The sequence below is a fragment of the Bordetella genomosp. 1 genome (genome assembly GCF_002261335.1).
Lineage (GTDB): Bacteria > Pseudomonadota > Gammaproteobacteria > Burkholderiales > Burkholderiaceae_B > Bordetella.
This window is the reverse complement of sequence record NZ_NEVL01000004.1, coordinates 304882-323238: the sequence shown is the minus strand read 5'-3', so window position 1 is coordinate 323238 and position 18357 is coordinate 304882. Positions and strand designations below refer to the sequence as shown.

17 protein-coding genes are annotated in these 18357 nt (G+C 69.7%); 9 read left to right on the top strand and 8 right to left on the bottom strand.

The features are described 5' to 3' along the window. Positions 1–2: 2 nt before the first annotated feature. From CEG14_RS18435 to CEG14_RS18420, 4 genes are all read right to left on the bottom strand, one after another. Complete coding sequence (locus tag CEG14_RS18435; RefSeq protein ID WP_094827863.1) at positions 3–1190, bottom strand: HlyD family secretion protein; 1188 nt, start codon at positions 1188–1190, stop codon at positions 3–5. Positions 1191–1217: 27 nt separating this feature from the next. After that, positions 1218–2666, bottom strand: a complete 1449-nt coding sequence (locus CEG14_RS18430; protein WP_094827862.1) for an efflux transporter outer membrane subunit — start codon at positions 2664–2666, stop codon at positions 1218–1220. Positions 2667–2776: 110 nt separating this feature from the next. After that, positions 2777–3280 carry a MarR family winged helix-turn-helix transcriptional regulator gene (locus tag CEG14_RS18425; RefSeq protein ID WP_094827861.1) on the bottom strand — a complete coding sequence of 168 codons (504 nt, stop codon included), beginning with the start codon at positions 3278–3280 and terminating at the stop codon, positions 2777–2779. 155 nt (positions 3281–3435) lie between these two features. Next, positions 3436–4293: a DMT family transporter gene (locus CEG14_RS18420; RefSeq protein ID WP_094827860.1), complete on the bottom strand. Its 858-nt coding sequence runs from the start codon at positions 4291–4293 to the stop codon at positions 3436–3438. A 142-nt stretch (positions 4294–4435) separates the two neighbouring features. On the opposite strand from CEG14_RS18420, the gene CEG14_RS18415 reads away from it, so the two are divergent. Next, on the top strand, positions 4436–5383 hold the full coding sequence (locus CEG14_RS18415) for a DMT family transporter (RefSeq protein ID WP_094827859.1): 948 nt from the start codon (positions 4436–4438) through the stop codon (positions 5381–5383). 56 nt (positions 5384–5439) lie between these two features. Beyond that, the gene (locus CEG14_RS18410) at positions 5440–6429 is read left to right on the top strand and encodes a quinone oxidoreductase family protein (protein WP_094827858.1); all 990 of its coding nucleotides are present in this window, start codon (positions 5440–5442) and stop codon (positions 6427–6429) included. A gap of 70 nt (positions 6430–6499) precedes the next feature. Here the strand turns inward: CEG14_RS18410 and htpX are convergent, their stop codons facing one another. Continuing rightward, positions 6500–7384 carry a protease HtpX gene (gene htpX, locus CEG14_RS18405; protein WP_094827857.1) on the bottom strand — a complete coding sequence of 295 codons (885 nt, stop codon included), beginning with the start codon at positions 7382–7384 and terminating at the stop codon, positions 6500–6502. A gap of 204 nt (positions 7385–7588) precedes the next feature. Between htpX and CEG14_RS18400 the strand changes: the two genes are divergently transcribed. Then, complete coding sequence (locus tag CEG14_RS18400; RefSeq protein ID WP_094827856.1) at positions 7589–8443, top strand: DMT family transporter; 855 nt, start codon at positions 7589–7591, stop codon at positions 8441–8443. Between the two features lie 34 nt (positions 8444–8477). Then, complete coding sequence (locus CEG14_RS18395; protein ID WP_094827855.1) at positions 8478–9326, top strand: sulfurtransferase; 849 nt, start codon at positions 8478–8480, stop codon at positions 9324–9326. 70 nt (positions 9327–9396) lie between these two features. Here CEG14_RS18395 and CEG14_RS18390 read toward each other — a convergent pair whose 3' ends face one another. Next, entirely contained in the window at positions 9397–9966 is a 570-nt protein-coding gene (locus tag CEG14_RS18390) for a phosphonate degradation HD-domain oxygenase (protein WP_094827854.1), read from the bottom strand. Between the two features lie 19 nt (positions 9967–9985). Continuing rightward, entirely contained in the window at positions 9986–10873 is an 888-nt protein-coding gene (locus tag CEG14_RS18385) for a LysR family transcriptional regulator (protein WP_094827853.1), read from the bottom strand. Between the two features lie 166 nt (positions 10874–11039). Here CEG14_RS18385 and CEG14_RS18380 point away from each other — a divergent pair, with 166 nt between their 5' ends. The 5 genes from CEG14_RS18380 (at position 11040) to CEG14_RS18360 (ending at position 17016) form a co-directional block, all read left to right on the top strand. Continuing rightward, the gene (locus CEG14_RS18380) at positions 11040–12128 is read left to right on the top strand and encodes a putative 2-aminoethylphosphonate ABC transporter ATP-binding protein (protein ID WP_094827852.1); all 1089 of its coding nucleotides are present in this window, start codon (positions 11040–11042) and stop codon (positions 12126–12128) included. Next, complete coding sequence (locus CEG14_RS18375; RefSeq protein WP_094827851.1) at positions 12121–13884, top strand: putative 2-aminoethylphosphonate ABC transporter permease subunit; 1764 nt, start codon at positions 12121–12123, stop codon at positions 13882–13884. The genes CEG14_RS18380 and CEG14_RS18375 overlap by 8 nt, the downstream gene beginning before the upstream one ends. A gap of 36 nt (positions 13885–13920) precedes the next feature. Beyond that, positions 13921–14736 (top strand): phosphonoacetaldehyde hydrolase, encoded by an 816-nt coding sequence (gene phnX / locus CEG14_RS18370; RefSeq protein ID WP_094827850.1) that lies wholly within the window; start codon positions 13921–13923, stop codon positions 14734–14736. A gap of 49 nt (positions 14737–14785) precedes the next feature. After that, a complete protein-coding gene (locus tag CEG14_RS18365; RefSeq protein ID WP_094827849.1) occupies positions 14786–15820 on the top strand; it encodes a putative 2-aminoethylphosphonate ABC transporter substrate-binding protein in 1035 nt (344 codons plus the stop codon). Positions 15821–15885: 65 nt separating this feature from the next. After that, positions 15886–17016 (top strand): TIGR03364 family FAD-dependent oxidoreductase, encoded by a 1131-nt coding sequence (locus CEG14_RS18360; RefSeq protein ID WP_094827848.1) that lies wholly within the window; start codon positions 15886–15888, stop codon positions 17014–17016. Between the two features lie 66 nt (positions 17017–17082). Here the strand turns inward: CEG14_RS18360 and CEG14_RS18355 are convergent, their stop codons facing one another. After that, on the bottom strand, positions 17083–18234 hold the full coding sequence (locus CEG14_RS18355; protein ID WP_094827847.1) for an aromatic ring-hydroxylating oxygenase subunit alpha: 1152 nt from the start codon (positions 18232–18234) through the stop codon (positions 17083–17085). Between the last annotated feature and the right edge of the window lie 123 nt (positions 18235–18357).

Below are 18357 nucleotides of genomic sequence, written 5' to 3'. Positions count from 1 at the left end.
GATTAGTCGAGATTGGCCTTGATGATGCGGGCGATCAGCGCGTCGGCGTCGCCATGGGCGGGTTCGAACACCTTGGTCGAGAGCACGGGTTCGGCGCGGGCGGTTTCGGTGAGCGGCTTGCCGTCGTCACGGCCGATGTCCACTTCCACGTCCATCGACAGGCCGATGCGCAGCGGATGCTTCTTCAGGTCTTCGGGGTCGAGCGCGATGCGCACGGGCACGCGCTGCACCACCTTGATCCAGTTGCCGGTGGCGTTCTGGGCTGGCAGCAGGGCGAACGCGCTGCCGGTGCCGGCGTCCAGGCCGATCACCTTGCCGTGATACTCCACCGAGCCGCCGTACAGGTCGGCCTTCATCGTGACCGGCTGGCCGATGCGCATGTGGCGCAGCTGGCCTTCCTTGAAGTTGGCCTCGACCCAGATCTGGTCGAGCGGCACGATGTTCATCAGCACCGAGCCGGGCGCGACGCGCTGGCCGACCTGGGCGTTGCGGCGCGCCACCACGCCGGAGACGGGCGCCGGCAGCGAGGTGCGCGACTGGTTGAGCCAGGCGGTGCGCAGCGACGCGGCCGCGGCGCGCACGTCCGGGTGATCCTCGACGGTGGTGCCTTGCGTGAGCGCGAGGTTGGTGGCGAGGCGGGCGCGGGCCGCGGCCAGCGTGGCGCGGGCCTGGGCCAGCCCCGACTGCGCGGTCTTGAGCGCGGTCTCGGCGTGCAGGATCTCTTCGCCGCTGACGCCGCCCGAGCGGGCCAGCGTCTGGCGCCGCTTCAGGTCGCTGGTGGCGCGGGCCAGATCGGCCTGCGCGCGTTCGATGTCGGCCTGGCGCACTTCCACGTCGGCGGCGAGCGCGTCGTTCTGCACGTAGAGCGTGCGCACCTGGCGCACGGTCTGCGCCAGCTTGGCCTCGGCCTGCTGCAGCGCGACTTCGGTGTCGGCCGGATCGAGCCGGACCACGGGCTGGCCGGCCGTGACGGTTTCGGTGTCGTCGGCTTCGATGGCGATCACCGTGCCGGGCACCTGCGGCGTGATCTGCACCAGGTTGCCGTGCACGTAGGCATCATCGGTGCTCTCGAAGTGCGAGCCGTAGAGGAACCACCAGATGGCATAGGCCAGGGCGAGCACGATGAACACGCCGGTGGCCAGCAACAGCAGGCGCTTGCGGGCGGGATGGGTGGTGGGGGTTGCGGTCATGACGTCGAATCCGAAGGATCAGTGATATCAATGGGTAGAGGGGGCGGTGGGCTGCGCGCCCGGCTGCGCGCCCGGCTGCTCAGTCTGCGCGGCGGCGTCGTAGCCGCCGCCCAGCGCGTAGGCCAGGTCGGCGTCGAGCTGGTAGGCGCGGCTCTTGAGGTCGGTGTCCAGGCGCGCCTGCGTCAGCACGCTGTCCTGCGCGAGCAGCACGGCGAGGTAGTTGCCCAGGCCGTTGCGGTAGCGGCCCACGGCCAGGCCGTAGGCGGCATCGATGGCCTCGCGCGCCTGGCGCTGTTCGGCCTTCTCGCGGTCGATCAGGCGCAGCGCGTCGATGGCGTCGCCCACCTGTTGCACGGCGTCGAGCACGGTCTGGTTGTAGTCGGACACCGCCAGGTCGGCGTCGGCGCGGCGGCCGGCCAGATTGGCGTTGAGTTCGCCGCCGTGGAAGATCGGCAGGGTGATCGCCGGGCCGATGCCGGCGGTGCGCGAGAAGCTGTCGAACAGCATGTTGGTGCCGATCGACTGGAAGCCCGCGAACGCCACCAGGTTCACGTTGGGATAGAACTGCGCCTTGGCCACGTCGATGCTGGCCTGCGCGGCCTCGGCGCGCCAGCGCGCGGCGGTCACGTCGGGGCGGTGGCCCAGCACCTCGAGCGGCACGGCTTGCGGCACCACGCCGTCGGGCGCGCTGAGCGCGTAGGGGCGGACCTGGCGGCCCCGGTCCGGGCCGGCGGCGGCCAGCGCGGAGAGCTGGTTCTGCAACTGCGCGATGGTGGTCTCGACCTGGGTCAGCTGCACGCGCGCGGCCGCCGAGGCCGACTCGGCCTGCTTGACCTCGACCTGCGTGTCCAGCCCGGCGCCTTCACGGTCGCGCGTGAGCTTGAGCACGTCGTCGCGCTGCGCGATCACGCGCTTGATCACGTCGTGCTGGGCGTAGGCGTTCTGCAGGTTGAGGTAGCTGCGCACCACGGCGCGCGCCAGCACGTTGCGCGCGGACTGCGCGTCGGCCGCCGCCGCGTCGCGCTGCGACACCGCGGCCTGCAGGCGCGAACGGTTCTTGCCCCAGAAGTCGAGCTCGTAGCTGAAGTCGAGCGCGAGCCGGTTGTCGCTCACGACCGAGCCGCCGAGCGGGGCGGGCTGCACGTAGTTGCCCGACAGGTGCTCGCGGCTCAACTGGTAGTTGGCGTCCACGCGCGGCAGCAGCGGCGCCCGGGCGCCCGCGACCGCGGCGTTGGCCTGCGCCAGGCGCGCCTGGGCGGCGGTCAGCGAGGGACTGCCGGCCATCGCCTCGTCGACCAGCGCGTCGAGCTGGGCGTCGCCGTAGCGATGCCACCAGCGCGCGTCGGGCCAGACGGTCTCCTGCGAACTCAGGCCATGGCGGGCGGGGTCCCATTGCGCCACCGGCGCGCTGGCCGGGTCCATCAGCGCGCAGCCTGAAAGGGCCAGCACCAATGTCGTGGTAAGTAGGGCTTTCATCCTGACGAATTGCTGAAAATAGTTGATCGGGTTGGTATTTGACTAGGCAGGTATTAAGGCCAAAAAAAGCCTGCTGCCGGGTGCCCGGGGGCACGACGGCCAGCAGGGCGTCAGCGTTCCGGCGGCAATCCGGCGGCCGAGCCGTTGGCCAGCATGCGCATCAGCAGGTGGCGCGCCTGGGCCGTTTCCTCGGCGGAGAAGCCGCGCAGGTGCAGGTTGAGCACCTTCGCGATGTACGTGGGAATCTGACGGGCTTTTTCCTGGCCGCTTTCGGTCAGTTCGAGCTTGATCACGCGCCGGTCTTCCTGGCTACGCACGCGCCGCAGCAGGCCCTTGGCCTCGAGGCGGTCGAGCGTGCGCGTCATGGCGCCGGTGTCCACGCCGATCAGGCGCGCGAGCTCCGCCGGGGTGTCGGCGCGGCCGCGATGGATCGTGGCCAGCGGCCGCCACTGCATGGCGGTGAGGTCGAGCGGCGCCATCTCCTGATCCAGCATGCGGTTCATGGAGTTGTAGACCAGCTTGATCAGGAAACCGACGTTGTCGTCCGAGAGGCAAACCGAGTCGGCGCGGTAGTGGACGACGGGGTCGCCGGAGGGGTTGCGGGTCGAGCTCATGCCGTGCAGTTTACTGCCTACGCAGCTATTGTCAAGGCATGTAGTCGTTCCGCTGCGGGAACGGACTGGCCCGCCCGGGCAGGGCAGGTGCAGCGGGGGCCGCGCGGCGCGCCGGCCCGAGCCGAGGGCGCACGCAGTGCGCCTTCAGGGTGCGCTCAGTGCGCGCTCTTGCGCAGGCCCGACCAGACGATGGCGGCCACGATCAGGGCGGCGCCGGCCAGCATGCGGGCGGTGGGCTCCTGGGCGAACAGCACCCAGGCGAAGCCGATGGCGTAGACCGGCTCGAGCGCGATCACCAGGCCGGCGCTGCGGGCGTTGAGCTTGGTCAGGCTGGACACGAACAGGAAGTGGGAGAGGCCGGTGCAGAACACGCCGAGCAGCGCGATCCAGAGCCAGTCCATGCCGCTCAGGGCCGGCAGCTGGCCGACGGCGAAGGGCAGCACGATGAGGGCCACGATGGCGTTCTGCCAGCTGGCCACCTGCATGGCGTCCATGCCGGCCGCGGCGCGGCGGTTGGTGAGCGCCAGCAGGGCGAAGGACAGGCCCGAGGCCAGGCCCCACAAGAGCCCCACCGTACCCTGGTCGGCGAAGTCGAAGGAGGGCGTGACCAGCACCAGGCCGAGCGTGACCAGGGCCAGCACGGCCCATTCGGCGGCGCGCACCTTTTCGCGGAACACCAGGCCTTCGAACAGCGTGATGAAGGCCGGGAAGCTGGCGAAGCCCAGCGTGGCGATGGCGATGCCGCCTACCTTGACCGAGATGAAGAAGGTGACCCAGTGGCCCGCCAGCAGGGCGCCTGCGATGACCAGCACGAAGATCTGCGCCGGGGTCAGCACGCCCAGCATCGAGCGGCGCTGGATGCGCGCGAAGATGCCCAGCGACAGCACCGCGAAGATCGCCCGGCCCGCCGTGATCACGGCCGCGCTGGCCTGGATCAGTTCGCCGAAGACACCGGTCAGGCCGAACAGGACGGCGGCGGCATGGATGTAAAGCAGGGCACGTTGGCGGGTCATGGGGTGATTCAGGTGATGCCGGCCGGGCCGCGGCCGCACGAGGCGGGGGAGGCGGCGCCGACGGGTCGAGAGGGCGAAAAAAAACGCGGCTTTGCGCGCCGCCCGCCCGCACAGGCGCGGGCGGCCAAACTAAAATCATCGCATGAATCGTCTTCAAGAGCATTTGCAGAGCTCGCGGCAGGCCCAGATCGCGGCCGGCTACGCGATGGCCGGACTGGGCGCCGTCCTGTTCTCCGCCAAGGCCATCGTCGTCAAGTTCACCTACCGCTACGGCATCGACGCGGTCACGCTGATCGCGTTCCGGATGATGTTCGCCATGCCCTTCTTCGCCGCGGTGGCCTGGTGGCAGGCGCGCCGCGCGGCCCGCGGCGAGATCCCGGTGCTCACCTGGCGCGAGCGCATCACGCTCATCCTGCTCGGCCTGCTCGGCTATTACCTGTCCAGTTTTCTCGATTTCCTCGGCCTGCGCTATGTGTCGGCCGGGCTGGAGCGCCTGATCCTGTTCCTGTCGCCCTCGCTGGTGGTGCTGCTGTCGGCGTGGTGGTTCAAGCGCGCGGTCACGCGGCGCCAGATGCTGGCCATGGCGCTGTCGTACGCCGGCGTGGTGCTGGTCTTCGCCCACGACGTCGGCCAGAACGCCGGCTCGGATGTGCTGTTAGGGTCTTTGTTCGTTTTCGGCTCGGCGCTCAGCTATTCTGTCTATCTGATCTGCTCCGGCGAGCTGGTCAAGCGCGTCGGCGCGACCCGGCTGGTGGCCTATGCCATGCTGGTGTCGTGCGTGGCATGCGTGATCCAGTTCTTCCTGGTGCACCCGCCCGAGGTGCTGATCCAGCCCGCCGGCGTGTATGGCTACTCCCTGATCCACGCCACGCTCAACACCGTGGTGCCGGTGTTCATGCTGATGTGGGCGGTGGCCCTGGTGGGCGCGCCCACGGCCTCGCTGCTCGGCATGCTCGGCCCGGTGTCGGTGCTGTTCCTGGCGGCGTGGTTCCTGGACGAGCCCATCACGGCCTGGCAGCTGGCGGGCACCGCGCTGGTGCTCAGCGGCGTGTTCGTCCTGACCGGCCGGCGGCCGGCCCAGACCGGCTAGCGCGCCGGTTCCGCTTTCCGTTTTTCTTCGTCGTCATTCCCTGCAAGGAGGCCCGCATGGCCAGCAAGCTCGTCAAGGCAATCCGTATCGAACAGCACGGTGGTCCCGAAGTCCTGAAGTTGGTCGAAGTGGAAGTGCCGCCGCCCGCGGCCAATGAAGTCACGATCGCGCAGCACGCCGCCGGCCTGAACTTCATCGACATCTACTATCGCACCGGCCTCTATCCGCATCCGCTGCCCCATGGCCTGGGCTTCGAGGCTGCCGGCGTGGTCGAGGCGGTGGGCGCCGACGTCAAGCACCTGAAGGTGGGCGACCGCGTGGCCTATGGCCAGAGCCCGCTGGGCGCCTACGCCCAGGCGCGCAACGTGCCGGCCGCCCAGGTCGTCAAGCTGCCCAAGAACGTGAGCTTCGACGATGCGGCCGCGCTGATGCTCAAGGGTCTCACGGTGCAATACCTGTTCCGCCAGACCTACCGCCTGCAGGGCGGCGAAACCATCCTGTTCCACGCGGCCGCCGGCGGCGTGGGCCTGATCGCCTGCCAGTGGGCGCGCGCGCTCGGCGTGAAGCTGATCGGCACCGTGTCCAGCCCCGAGAAGGCGGCCCTGGCCCGCGAAAACGGCGCCTGGGAAACCATCGACTACTCGCGCGAAAACGTGGTCGAGCGCGTGCTCGAGCTCACCGGCGGCAAGAAGGTGCCGGTGGTCTATGACGGCGTGGGCAAGGACACCTGGGAAACCTCGCTCGACTGCCTGGAGCCGCGCGGCCTGATGGTGAGCTTCGGCAACGCCTCGGGTCCGGTGTCCAACGTCAACGTCGGCATCCTGAACCAGAAGGGCTGCCTCTACCTGACGCGCCCTTCGCTGGGCCTGCACGTCAACACCCCGGAAAAGCTCAAGGCCGCCGCCGACGAGCTGTTCGGCCTGGTGAGCAAGAAGAAGATCCAGGTTCGGATCGACCAGCGCTACACGCTGGAGCAGGCCGGCGAAGCGCAGGCCGCGCTGGCCTCGCGCAAGACCACGGGCGCCACGATCCTCACGCTGGATTGAGCCGGGCCCAAAGCAAAAGCCCCGCGAGCCGACAGGCCGCGGGGCTTTTTCATGGCCGGCTGGCCGCGGCTCAGCCGACGATGCGCGCGTTCTGCAGGGCGGCGATGCGCTGCTGGATCGGCGGGTGCGACGAGAACAGGGCCGAGATGCCCTTGCGGCCCGAGATGCCCGAGGCCTCGAACGACTTGGGCAGGTCGCCCGGCTCCAGGCCGCCCAGGCGCGCCAGGGCGTGGATCATGGGTTCGCGCGCGCCCATCAGGTGGGCCGAACCGGCGTCGGCGCGGAATTCGCGCTGGCGCGAGAACCAGGCCACGATGATCGAGGCCAGCACGCCGAAGATGATTTCACAGACGATCACCGTGACCCAGTAGCCGGGGCCCACGCCGCGCTCGGTGCGGAACACGGTGCGGTCGACGAAGTAGCCGACCACGCGCGCGAAGAACACGACGAAGGTGTTGACCACGCCCTGGATCAGGGTGAGGGTGACCATGTCGCCATTGGCGATGTGGGCGACCTCGTGGCCCAGCACGGCCGCGACCTCGGTCTCGGTCATGCTTTCGAGCAGGCCCGTGGACACCGCGACCAGCGAGTCATTCTTGAAGGCACCGGTGGCGAACGCGTTGGGCGCGCCTTCGTAGATGGCGACCTCCGGGCGGCCGATGCCGGCGCGGTCGGCCAGCTGGTGCACGGTGTCGACCAGCCAGGCTTCCTGCTGGTTGCGCGGCGCGTTCGGGTCGATCACCTGCGCGCCGGTGCTCATCTTGGCCATGGGCTTGCTGATCAGCAGCGAGATGATCGAGCCGGTGAAGCCGATGACGACCGACAGGATCAGCAGGCTCGTGACGTCGAGCCCGTTGGCCGTGATGATGCGATCCAGGCCGAGGATGCGGATGGTGGCCGAGAGCACCAGCATCACGGCCAGGTTGGTCATGAGGAACAGGACGATACGCTTCATGCTTGTTGATTCCCTATGCGAGCGGCGCCGTCGCGAGCCGGAACCCCGATTCCGGACCCGGGCGATCGGCCGCCTCGGTGTGTTTATGGACCCCATTTCGACCGCGCCGCGAGGACGCGGTTCCCGGACCGGGCCGTTGGGATTTTACGAGGGGAGTATAGTATCGCTTTCCCTCATCTATTCTTTCCGAAGCAGCGGCCCCTCATGCAGGCACTCTGGATGTTACTGGCGTCGGCCATGTTCGCCGTCATGGGGTCCTTCGTGAAGCTGGGCACCGAACACGGCGCCTCCCTGCCGCAGATCGTGCTGTTTCGTGGCCTGCCGTCGGTCATCCTGCTGCTGATCTGGGCGCGTGCCGCCCGCCAGTCGATCATCCCCACCAGCTGGAAACTGCACCTGTGGCGCAACGTCGCCGGGGTGAGTTCGATGTGGCTGGGCTTCTTCGCCATCGCGCACCTGCCGCTGGCCACCGCCACCAGCCTGAACTACACCGCGCCGCTCTTCATCGCCTGTTGGATGCTGGGCTGGGGCGGCGCGCAGCGCGATCCGGTGCGCATCGCGGCCGTGGCGCTGGGTTTCCTGGGCGTGATCACCGTGTTGCGTCCGAGCATCACCGACGACCAATGGCTGGCCGCGCTGCTGGGCCTGTGCGCCGGCGCGATGTCGGCCGTGGCCATGATGCAGATCCGCCAGCTCGGCCGCATCGGCGAGCCGGAGTGGCGCACGGTGCTGTTCTTCTCGGTCGGCGTGTGCCTGAGCAGTGTCGTCGGCCTGATCCTCGAGGGCTGGGGCCAGGCGGACATGAAGGGCTACCTGGCGCTGGTCGGCGTGGGCACGGCCGGCCTGTTCGGCCAGCTCGCCATGACGCGCGCCTTCGGCCACGGCTCGGCGCTCCTGACGGCGGCCCTGCAATACACCACCATCATCTTCGCCGCGCTGCTGGGCATGGGCATCTGGGGCGACCACCTCGACACGCTGGCCTGGGGCGGCATCGGCCTGATCATCCTGGCCGGGCTGCTGTCGGTGTGGCGTACCATGCGGGATCCGTCGCAGGCCTGAGCCCGCCGCGCGCATCACTAGAAGGAAGCAAACGATGTCCCAGACGCTGATTTCCGTGGCCGACCTGGCCGCCCGCCTTGGCGAACCCGACGTGCGCGTGTTCGACGTGCGCCACGACCTGATGGATCACGCCGCCGGCCGTCGTGCCTTCGACGCCGCCCACATCCCGGGCGCGATCTACCTCGATCACGAAAAAGAGCTGGCCGCGCCGCGCACCGGCCGCAACGGCCGCCATCCGCTGCCCGAACGCGCCGCCCTGGCCGGCCTGATGGCCGCGCACGGCGTCACGCCGCGCACCCTCGTGGTGGCCTACGACGCGAGCGGCGGCATGTACGCCGCGCACCTCTGGTGGATGCTGCGCTGGATGGGTCACGACCGTGTGGTGGTGCTCGACGGCGGCTGGCAGGCCTGGCAGACCGCGGGCCGGCCCGAGGCCGCCGGCCCGCAGGCCGCGGTCGCGCCCGAAGCCGGGGTCGAGCCCGCGCCCTCGCTGGCGCCGACCGTCGACGCCGCCGCCGTGCTGGCCAACATCGACAAGCCCGCCTTCACCGTGATCGACGCGCGCGCCGCCAACCGCTACCGCGGCGAGGTCGAGCCGATGGACCCGGTCGCGGGCCACATCCCCGGCGCGCTCAACCGCCCGAACGGCGAAAACCTCGCCGCCGACGGCCGCTTCAAGCCGGCCGAGCAGCTGCGCGAGGAGTTCACGCGCCTGCTCGACGGCCGCGCGCCTGACACCATCGTGCACCAGTGCGGCTCGGGCATCACCGCCTGCCACAACCTGCTGTCGATGGAGATCGCCGGCCTGTCGGGCTCGCGCCTGTACCCCGGCTCCTGGAGCGAATGGTGCAGCGATCCGGCCCGGCCGGTGGCCAAGGGCTGAGCCGCCCCTCGCTCGAACGAAAGGCCCGCCGATGCGACATCGGCGGGCCTTTTTCCTGGGGGGCGGCGTGTCAGCCCACCGCCATCAGGCGCGCGCGCTTACTGATCGACTCGGCCACTTCGAGAAAGTGCACCAGCGATCCCGTGACCATGCCGGGCGCCTTGGCCTGGTCATCCCAGCGCCGCAGCTTGATGGCATCGGGCGCGCCCGGCAGGCCGGCGAAATCCATCGCCTGGCCGGCATCGAACGCGCCGCCCTGCAGCCGCAGGCTGCGGCGCGAGTCTTCCGAGAGCATCATCGCGTAGCCCGGTTCGACATAACAGAGGTAGCGCTTGGCCTCGACGTGCAGGCGGATCGGCTCGAGCACCTGGGCATCGAACAGGCCGCGCAGGAACGGCAGCACGAAGTACTGGTGCTTGTCGTCGATGCCGCGCAGCGTGGGCGTGTCCTTGTCTTCGGCGATCAGGTGGCCCAGATCGTGCAGCAGGCTGGCCGTGACGAGCTGCGGCGAGGCGCCGGCCTGCTCGGCCAGCGTGGCGGTCTGCAGCGCATGCTTGAGGTGGCTGACGGGCTCGCCGTCGTAGGCGCGGTGGCCGCGTTCGAGGAAGAGGTGTTCGATGTCGTAGAGGGAGAGCGGCATGGCGGGCTCCGGGGCCGGTTCAGTGCGGGGCGGACGACGGTGTGTCGTCGGCCGTGGGGGCCAGCTCGAGAAAGCGCGCAATCAGTTGCACGGGCTGGCGTTCGCGCAGGCAATAGAGGTATTCGTGCATCAGGATCCGCGCGTCGGCGAGCGTGAGCGCGGCCAGGTGCGGATGGGCGGGGATTTCGCGCGCCGGGATCAGGCTCAGGCCGAGGTTGCACAGCACCGCCTGGCGGATCGATTCGCGGCTGCCGATCTCCAGCACGCGCGCGGGCGTCACGCCGGCCTGGGCAAGCGCGTCTTCGGTGAGCTGGCGCGTCATCGAGCCGGGCTCGCGCAGCAGCAGGGTGTAGGGCGCCAGGTCGGCCAGCCGCAGCTGCGCGCGGGCGGCCAGCGCGTGTTCGCGATGCACCACCACGCACAGCGGGTCGGCGGCGATGCGGCGGCGATACAGCTGCGGGTCGTCGAGCTCGAACGACGAGGTGGCCACGTCGATGCGGTATTCGCGCAGCGCGGCCAGCATGCTCTGCGAATTGCCGATGGTCAGGTTCAGGTCGACCCCGGGGTAGCGCTGGTTGTATTGCCGCACGGTTTCCATGATGTAGAACGGCCCGGTGGCGCCCACCCGCAGGTTGCCCTCGCGCAGGTCGCTCGCGTCGCGCAGGCGGAACTCGATCTCGCTTTCCTGCTGCATCAGCCGCTCGACCAGCGGCATCAGGCGCTGGCCGGCATCCGACAGGCGCAGGCCGCGGCCCTGGCGGTGAAACAGCTCGATGCCGTAGCGCGACTCGAGCTGGCGCAGCTGGCCGGTGACCGTGGGCTGGCTCACCCCGAGCTGGGTGGCCGCACGGGTCACCGTGCCGCAGCGCGCGACGGCATAGAAGGATTTGAGTTCGGCGACGAGCAAGGGGCTGGCACGCCGCGTGGCGTGTCCGTGAAACGGGCAAGATCGCCAGTACACCAAAATAATTTGATGTTTTTATTACTGCATTTGCGCGAACTGTCATAGACGATCCATTTGCCCTCCCGATACTGGCTGCCAGGCATCCCGCCTGAGCGAGAGAGGGAAGGCAATGACGCAAGGCAACGACACATTCCTGTCGGTGCGCCATCTGGTGAAGCGCTACGGCAGCCACACGGCGCTGTCGGATGTGTCCCTGGATATTCGCGCCGGCGAGCTGGTGTGCCTGCTGGGCCCGTCGGGCTGCGGCAAGACCACGCTGCTGCGCGCCATCGCCGGCCTGGACCCGCAGGACAGCGGCACCATCGTGCTGACCGGCCGCGACATCTCCCGGGCGGCCCCGGCAGAGCGCGACTACGGCATCCTGTTCCAGTCGTATGCGCTGTTCCCCAACCTCACGGTGGCGCAGAACGTCGCCTACGGCCTGAGCGGCCGGCGCGCGCATCGCCAGCGCGTGGCCGCCCGCGTCGAGGAAATGCTGGACCTCGTGGGCCTGGCGGGCGCGGTGCGCAAGTTTCCCGGCCAGCTCTCGGGCGGCCAGCAGCAGCGCGTGGCCCTGGCGCGCGCGCTGGCGCCGTCGCCCTCGCTGCTCCTGCTCGACGAGCCCATGTCGGCGCTCGACGCGCGGGTGCGCACCCATCTGCGCGCCGAGTTGCGCGCGCTGCAGCGCCGGCTCGCGATCACCACGCTGATGGTCACGCACGACCAGGACGAGGCCATGGAGATGGCCGACCGCATCGCCGTGATGAACGGCGGCCGCATCGAACAATACGGCACGCCGCAGGCGCTCTACCGCCAGCCCGCCACGGCCTTCATCGCCGACTTCGTGGGCGAGGCCAACTGGCTCGGCTACGAGCGCGTGGACGCGCAGCGCGTGCAGGTGGGCCGCCAGCTGCTGCACGTCGACGCGGCGCCGCAGGCGGCGCGGGGGCGCCTCTTCGTGCGGCCGGAGGCGATCCGGCTGGCCGCGGCGCCCGAGCCGGCCGGCGCCGGCGCGCCGCCCAATACCTTCCTGGCCGAGGTGCAGGACGGCGTCTTTCTCGGCAGCCACTACCGCGTGGCGCTGCGCATCGACGGCATGCCGGGCCACGTGCTGCAGGCGGTCATCGCGCCGCAGGCCGGCGATGCCCTGCTCGATCAACACGCTGCCGGCCGTTGCTGGGTGGAGCTGCCGCGACATGCGCTACGCCCCTATGCCTGATCCGCGCGTGGCCGCGCCGGCCCCGTTGGTTGCGCCCGCAACCGCGCCCTCGACCGCCGCCGCGCTGGCGCGGCCCTGCCTGCCGGGCTGGACCGGCCGCGCGGCGGCGCTGGCGGGGCAGGGCGCCTACGCCCTGGCGCTGCTGCTGTTCCTGGCCCTGCCGCTGGGCGCGATCCTGCTCAATGCGGCGGCCGGCCAGGACGGCGCGGGCGGCCTGGCGCTGGTGCGCGACATCGTGCTGCAGCCGGCCTTTCTCGGCATGGTCGCGCGCAGCCTGGCGGTGGGCCTGACCACCGCGGCGCTGGTCGTGCCCTGCGCCTATGCCTACGCCTATGCGCTCACCCGCACCGCCGTGCCCGGCAAGGGCGCGCTGCGCGTGCTGGCCTTGCTGCCGCTGCTCGCGCCCTCGCTGCTGCCGGGCATCGCGCTGGTCTATCTGTTCGGCAACCAGGGCCTGCTCAAGGATCTCACCGGCGGCGCGACGATCTACGGCTTCTGGGGCATCGTGGCGGGGGAGGCGTTCTACACCTTCCCGCACGCGCTGATGATCCTGGTGACGGGCCTCACGCTGGCCGACGGCCGGCTGTACGACGCGGCGCGCGCCATGGGCGCGGGCCCCCTGCGCACCTTTCTCACGGTGACGCTGCCCGGCACCCGCTATGCGGTGTTCTCGGCCTGCTGCCTGGTGTTCACGCTCACGGTCACCGACTTCGGCGTGCCCAAGGTGGTGGGCGGCGACTACAACGTGCTCGCGATCGAGGCCTACAAGGCGGTGGTGGGACAGCAGAACTTCGCCAAGGGCGCGGCCATCGGCCTGATGCTGCTGCTGCCGGCCGTGCTCACCTTCCTGCTCGACCGGCGCCTGCGCACCCGCCAGGGCGCGGGCCTCACCGGGCGCGCGCAGCGCCACGTGCCGGGCCGCCACCGCCCGCGCGACCTGGCCTTTCTGCTGGTCGGCGGCGCCATCGCCGCGGCGCTGGCCACGCTGGTCGGCGTGGCGGTGTGGGCGTCGTTCATCAAGATGTGGCCCTACAACCTGTCGCTGTCGCTGCGTTCCTACGACTTCGACAACATGGATGGGGGCGGCTGGATGGCCTGGCGCAACAGCCTGACGCTGGCCTCGCTGACCGCCCTGGCCGGCACCGCGCTGGTGTTCGGCGGCGCGTGGATGATGGAGAAGCTGCCGGCGCGCGGCGTGGCGCGCGCGCTGCGCTCGCTGGTCGGTCTGCTGGCGCTCACGCCGATGGCGGTGCCGGGCCTGGTGCTGGGCCTGGGCTACATCTTCTTCTTCAACAGCCCGCTCAATCCGCTCAACGGCCTGTACGGCGGCATGGCGCTGCTGGTGATCTGCACCGTGGTGCACTTCTACACCAGCGCGCATCTCACCGCCGTCACGGCGCTGGGCGGGCTCGACCCCGAGTTCGAGGCGGCCTCGGCCGCGCTCAAGGTGCCGGCCTTCGTCACCTTCTGGCGCGTCACGCTGCCGCTGTGCCTGCCCGCGGTGCTGGCGACCGCGCGCTATCTGTTCGTCTCGGCCATGACCACCGTGTCGGCCGTGGTGTTTCTCTACAGCCCCGCCACCGTGCTGTCGGCGGTCGCCGTGCTCAACATGGACGACGCCGGCGCGATCGGCCCGGCGGCCGCGATGTGCACGGTCATCATGGCCACCTCCGCCGCCGTTGCCCTGCTGCTGCATGCCGCGAGCCACGCCCTGCTGCGCCGCACGCAGGCCTGGCGCGCGGCCCCGCGCGACTGACGCCGCTCCGATTCTCTTCCTACACACCCGCACACCATGACTGCATATCTCCCCCGGCTGGAAGCCGTGATCTTCGACTGGGCCGGCACGCTGGTCGACTTCGGTTCCTTCGCACCCACGCGGGTGTTCGTCGAGGCGTTCGCGCAATTCGGCGTGACGCTCACGCTCGAACAGGCGCGCGGCCCCATGGGCATGGGCAAGTGGGATCACATCCGCGCCCTGTGCGACGACCCGGCCATCGCCACGCAGTACGCGGCGCGCTTCGGCAGTCTGCCCGACGACGCGGCCGTGACCGCGATCTACGAGCGCTTCCTGCCCATGCAGCTCGACAAGGTGGCGCAGTACTCGGACGTGATCGACGCCGCGCCCGCCGCGCTGGCCGAGGTGCGCCGCCGCGGCCTGAAAGTGGGCTCGTGCTCGGGCTATCCCGCGTCGGTGATGCAACGCGTGCTGGAGCGCGCGCGCGCCGGCGGCGTCGAGGCCGATTGCGTGGTGGCGAGCGACGAGGTGCCGCGCGCGCGGCCCGCGCCCGCCATGGCGTTGCGCAACGTGATCGCGCTCGGGCTGGCCGACGTGGCGGGCTGCGTCAAGGTCGACGACACCGCCGTCGGCATCGACGAGGGCCGGCGCGCGGGCATGTGGACGGTGGCGCTGCTGCTGTCGGGCAATGCCGCCGGGCTCACTCATGCCGAATACCAGGCCCTCGGCGAGGCGCAGCGCGAGGCCGCGCGCGGCCGTGCGCGCGCCGTGTTCGCGCCGTCGGCGCCCGATTACCTGATCGACACCGTGGCGGACCTGCCCACCGTGCTCGATGACATCGCCGCCCGCCTCGCGCGGGGCGAGCGCCCCTGACCCCCCGGCGCTGCCCGCGCCGCCGCTTTCTTCGACCGGAGTTCTTGCCATGCCCCGTCTTGCCCTGATTTCCCGCCACGCCGTGCTGGCCCTGGCGCTCGCCGCCGCCGCCGCGCCCGCGCTGGCGCAGACCACCCTGACCGTGTACACCGCGCTCGAGGCCGACCAGATCAAGGCCTACCAGGCCGCCTTCGAACGCGAGCATCCCGACATCAAGATCCAGTGGGTGCGCGATTCCACCGGCATCATCACCGCCAAGCTGCTGGCCGAGAAGCGCAACCCCAAGGCCGACGTGATCTGGGGCCTGGCCGGCACCTCGCTCGGCCTGATGGACAAGGAAGGCATGCTCGAGCCCTACGCGCCCAAGGGCCTGGACCAGATCGCGCCCAACATGCGCGATACCAAGCCGGTGCCGGCCTGGGTCGGCATGGACGCCTTCGCGGCCGCGATCTGCTTCAACACCATCGAGGCCGGCAAACAGAACCTGCCCGCGCCCACGTCCTGGCAGGACCTGACCAAGCCCGTCTACGCCGGCAAGATCGTGATGCCGAACCCGGCCTCGTCCGGCACCGGCTTTCTCGACGTGAGCGCCTGGCTGCAACTGTTCGGCGAAGAGAAGGGCTGGGCCTACATGGACGCCCTGCACAAGAACATCGGCGCGTACACGCACTCGGGCTCCAAGCCCTGCAACCAGGCCGCCGCCGGCGAGTTTCCGATTGGTGTCTCGTTCGACTACCGCGCCGCCAAGCTCAAGGCCGACGGCGCACCGATCGAGCCGATCTTCCCGTCCGAGGGCCTGGGCTGGGAAGTGGAGGCGACCGCCATCGTGCGCGGCACCCAGCATCCCGAGGCGGCCCGCAAGGTGGCCGACTTCTCCGCCAGCCGCGCCGCCAACGAGCTCTACAAGGCCAACTTCGCCGTGCTCGCCATTCCCGACGTCGCCACCTCGAATCCGAACCTGCCGGCCGACCTGGCCAAGCGCATGATCAAGAACGACTTCGTGTGGGCCGCCACCGCGCGCGATCGCATCCTGGCCGAATGGTCGCGCCGCTACGACGGCAAGTCGGAACCCAAGAAGAAGTAAGCCGCGCAACGCACCGCGCGACGCGGTCCGTCCGCGTCGCGCCAACCGCAATCGGGATATCCGCAATGAAGACTTTTGACGCGATCGTCGTGGGCGGGGGCATGCTCGGCATGGCGCACGCCTGGGCCTGCGCGCGCCGCGGCCTGTCGGTGGCCGTGGTGGAGCGCGCCCGCCAGGCGCACGGCGCCACCATCCGCAACTTCGGCCAGGTGCTGGTCACCGGCCAGGCGCCGGGCCTGATGGCCGGCTTGGCGCGCCAGACCCGCGCGCTCTGGCTGCAGCTGGCCGAGGGTGCCGGCTTTCATGTGCGCGCCAACGGCAGCCTGGTGCTGGCCCGTACGGCGCACGAGCGCGAGGTGCTGGAAGAATTCGCCGGCGAGCGCCTGCAGGCCGAGGGCTACGCGGCGCGCCTGCTGAGCACGCGCGAGCTTTCGCATCTCTATGACGGCCGGCTCGATCACCATTGCGCGGCCCTGCAGGGGTTCGACGACCTGCAGATCTACTCGCGCGAGGCCTTGCCCGCCATCACCCGCCATCTGGCCGAGCAACTGGGCGTGACCCTGATCAACGGCACGCTGGCGCGCCGCGCCGAAGGCGGCGAGGTGTGCACCACGGCCGGCACGTTCCGCGCGCGCCACGTGTTCGTCTGCCCGGGTCACGACTACCTCACGCTGTGGCCCGAGCTGTTTGCGCCGCTGGGCCTGGAGGTGTCGCGGCTGCAGATGCTGCGGGTCGCCTTCGACGGCCAGCCCTTCGCGCTCGACCGGCCCCTGCTCACCGGGCTGTCCTGCGTGCACTACGGCGCCTTCTCCGATCTGCCGAGCGCACAGCGGCTGCGCCAGGTGTTCGAGGCGCGCTCGCCGTTCCTGATGAAAGAGGGCATCCACCTGCTCATCAGCCCCACGCCGCACGGCGAGCTGATCGTGGGCGACTCGCATCGCTACGGCGTGGATGCGCCGCCCTTCAACGACGAGGCGGTCGACGAGGCCATGCTCGCACTCGCCACCCAGGCGCTGGGCGCGCGGCTGCGCGTGGTCGAGCGCTGGCAGGGTGTGTATGGCGCGCATGGGCCGGCGCCGTTCTCGGTGCTGCGCGCCGATCCGTGCACCACGGTGGCGGTGATGCACTCCGGCGTGGGCATGACCGTGGGGCTGGCCATCGGCGAGAACACCGTGGCCGAGGCGCTGGGCCACTGAGCCGCCATGCAAAAAGCCCGGCCGCACCTGAGGTGCGCCGGGCTTTCTGCTGGCCGGGCCGCGCGCTTACGCGCCCGGCTCTTCCATGATGCGGCGATACCACTCGTGGAAGTGCTGCATGCCGTCTTCCATGGGCGACTGATACGGACCGGCTTCGTTCACGCCGCGCTGCATCAGCGCCTTGCGGCCGGCGTCCATGCGCTCGGCGATCTCGTCGTCCTCGACCGCCGTTTCCATGTAGGCCGCGCGCTGCGCCTCGACGAACTCGCGCTCGAAGGCGACGATCTCCTCGGGGTAGTAGAACTCCACCACGTTGATGGTTTCCTGCGGGCTCTTGGGATAGAGCGTCGAGAGCACCACCACGTGCGGATAGAGTTCGATCATGTGGGTCGGGAAATACGTGACCCACACGGCGCCGAAATCCGGCGCCTTGCCCGCGCGGAAGTCCAGCAGGCGGTCGTGCCACTGGCCGTAGACGTCCGAGCCCGGTTGCGCCAGGGCCTGGTGCACGCCGACCTTCTGCAGGCTGTACCAGTCGTTGAATTCCCAGCTCAGGTCGTCGCACGTGACGAAGCGACCCAGGCCCGGATGGAACGGCCCGACGTGGTAATCCTCGAGGTAGACCTCGATGAAGGTCTTCCAGTTGTAGTTGCACTGGTGCACTTCGACGTGATCGAGCACGTAGTCGCCGAAGTCGAACTCGGGCCGCGTGAACAGCGGCGCCATGTCGGCGGCCGGATCACGCGGGCCTTCGAACAGCAGGCCATGGCAATCGCGCAGCGTGTAGCGCTGCAGATTCATGCAAGGCGTGGATTCGAACTGGGGCGCGCCCAGCAGTTCACCGCGATTGTTGTAAGTCCAGCGATGCAAGGGGCAGACGATGTTGCCCCCGGTACCCTTGAGGGTGCCGCTCGTGTTTACGTTGCCGCTGACATTCCCTGCCTCGCCCCCCAACATCAGAGCCTGGCGATGACGACACACATTCGAGATGAGTTCGACGCCTTGCTGGTTGCGAACCAGAACGCGTCCTCCGTTCTCCTGGACCAAGGTCCGCCAGTCGCCGATTTCGGGCACCACTTTCTCGTGGCCGACATACAGAGAAGACTGTTTGAAAATGAGTTCTTGCTCGCGTGCGAAGCGAGCTTCGTCAAAATAGGCACTGACCGGAAGCTGGGTGCGAGCTGGCACGACGTGTGCCATCCGACCAATGTCGGTCATGATTCCCTCCGCTCGGATGAAAAAGCCAGAAGGGGCGGGGCGATGGAGTTCGTGATCGGACCGTTCGAGATTGGACCCATGAACCCGGCGTGTTCCCTCTATCCGTTCTGGCGCGAAGAAAAA

Bases quoted from the DNA above. Each gene is read 5' to 3' on its own strand.
- CEG14_RS18435 (WP_094827863.1), bottom strand. From the start codon at position 1,190: ATGACCGCAACCCCCACCACCCATCCCGCCCGCAAGCGCCTGCTGTTG.
- CEG14_RS18430 (WP_094827862.1), bottom strand. From the start codon at position 2,666: ATGAAAGCCCTACTTACCACGACATTGGTGCTGGCCCTTTCAGGCTGC.
- CEG14_RS18425 (WP_094827861.1), bottom strand. From the start codon at position 3,280: ATGAGCTCGACCCGCAACCCCTCCGGCGACCCCGTCGTCCACTACCGC.
- CEG14_RS18420 (WP_094827860.1), bottom strand. From the start codon at position 4,293: ATGACCCGCCAACGTGCCCTGCTTTACATCCATGCCGCCGCCGTCCTG.
- CEG14_RS18415 (WP_094827859.1), top strand. From the start codon at position 4,436: ATGAATCGTCTTCAAGAGCATTTGCAGAGCTCGCGGCAGGCCCAGATC.
- CEG14_RS18410 (WP_094827858.1), top strand. From the start codon at position 5,440: ATGGCCAGCAAGCTCGTCAAGGCAATCCGTATCGAACAGCACGGTGGT.
- htpX (WP_094827857.1), bottom strand. From the start codon at position 7,384: ATGAAGCGTATCGTCCTGTTCCTCATGACCAACCTGGCCGTGATGCTG.
- CEG14_RS18400 (WP_094827856.1), top strand. From the start codon at position 7,589: ATGCAGGCACTCTGGATGTTACTGGCGTCGGCCATGTTCGCCGTCATG.
- CEG14_RS18395 (WP_094827855.1), top strand. From the start codon at position 8,478: ATGTCCCAGACGCTGATTTCCGTGGCCGACCTGGCCGCCCGCCTTGGC.
- CEG14_RS18390 (WP_094827854.1), bottom strand. From the start codon at position 9,966: ATGCCGCTCTCCCTCTACGACATCGAACACCTCTTCCTCGAACGCGGC.
- CEG14_RS18380 (WP_094827852.1), top strand. From the start codon at position 11,040: ATGACGCAAGGCAACGACACATTCCTGTCGGTGCGCCATCTGGTGAAG.
- CEG14_RS18375 (WP_094827851.1), top strand. From the start codon at position 12,121: ATGCCTGATCCGCGCGTGGCCGCGCCGGCCCCGTTGGTTGCGCCCGCA.
- phnX (WP_094827850.1), top strand. From the start codon at position 13,921: ATGACTGCATATCTCCCCCGGCTGGAAGCCGTGATCTTCGACTGGGCC.
- CEG14_RS18365 (WP_094827849.1), top strand. From the start codon at position 14,786: ATGCCCCGTCTTGCCCTGATTTCCCGCCACGCCGTGCTGGCCCTGGCG.
- CEG14_RS18360 (WP_094827848.1), top strand. From the start codon at position 15,886: ATGAAGACTTTTGACGCGATCGTCGTGGGCGGGGGCATGCTCGGCATG.
- CEG14_RS18355 (WP_094827847.1), bottom strand. From the start codon at position 18,234: ATGACCGACATTGGTCGGATGGCACACGTCGTGCCAGCTCGCACCCAG.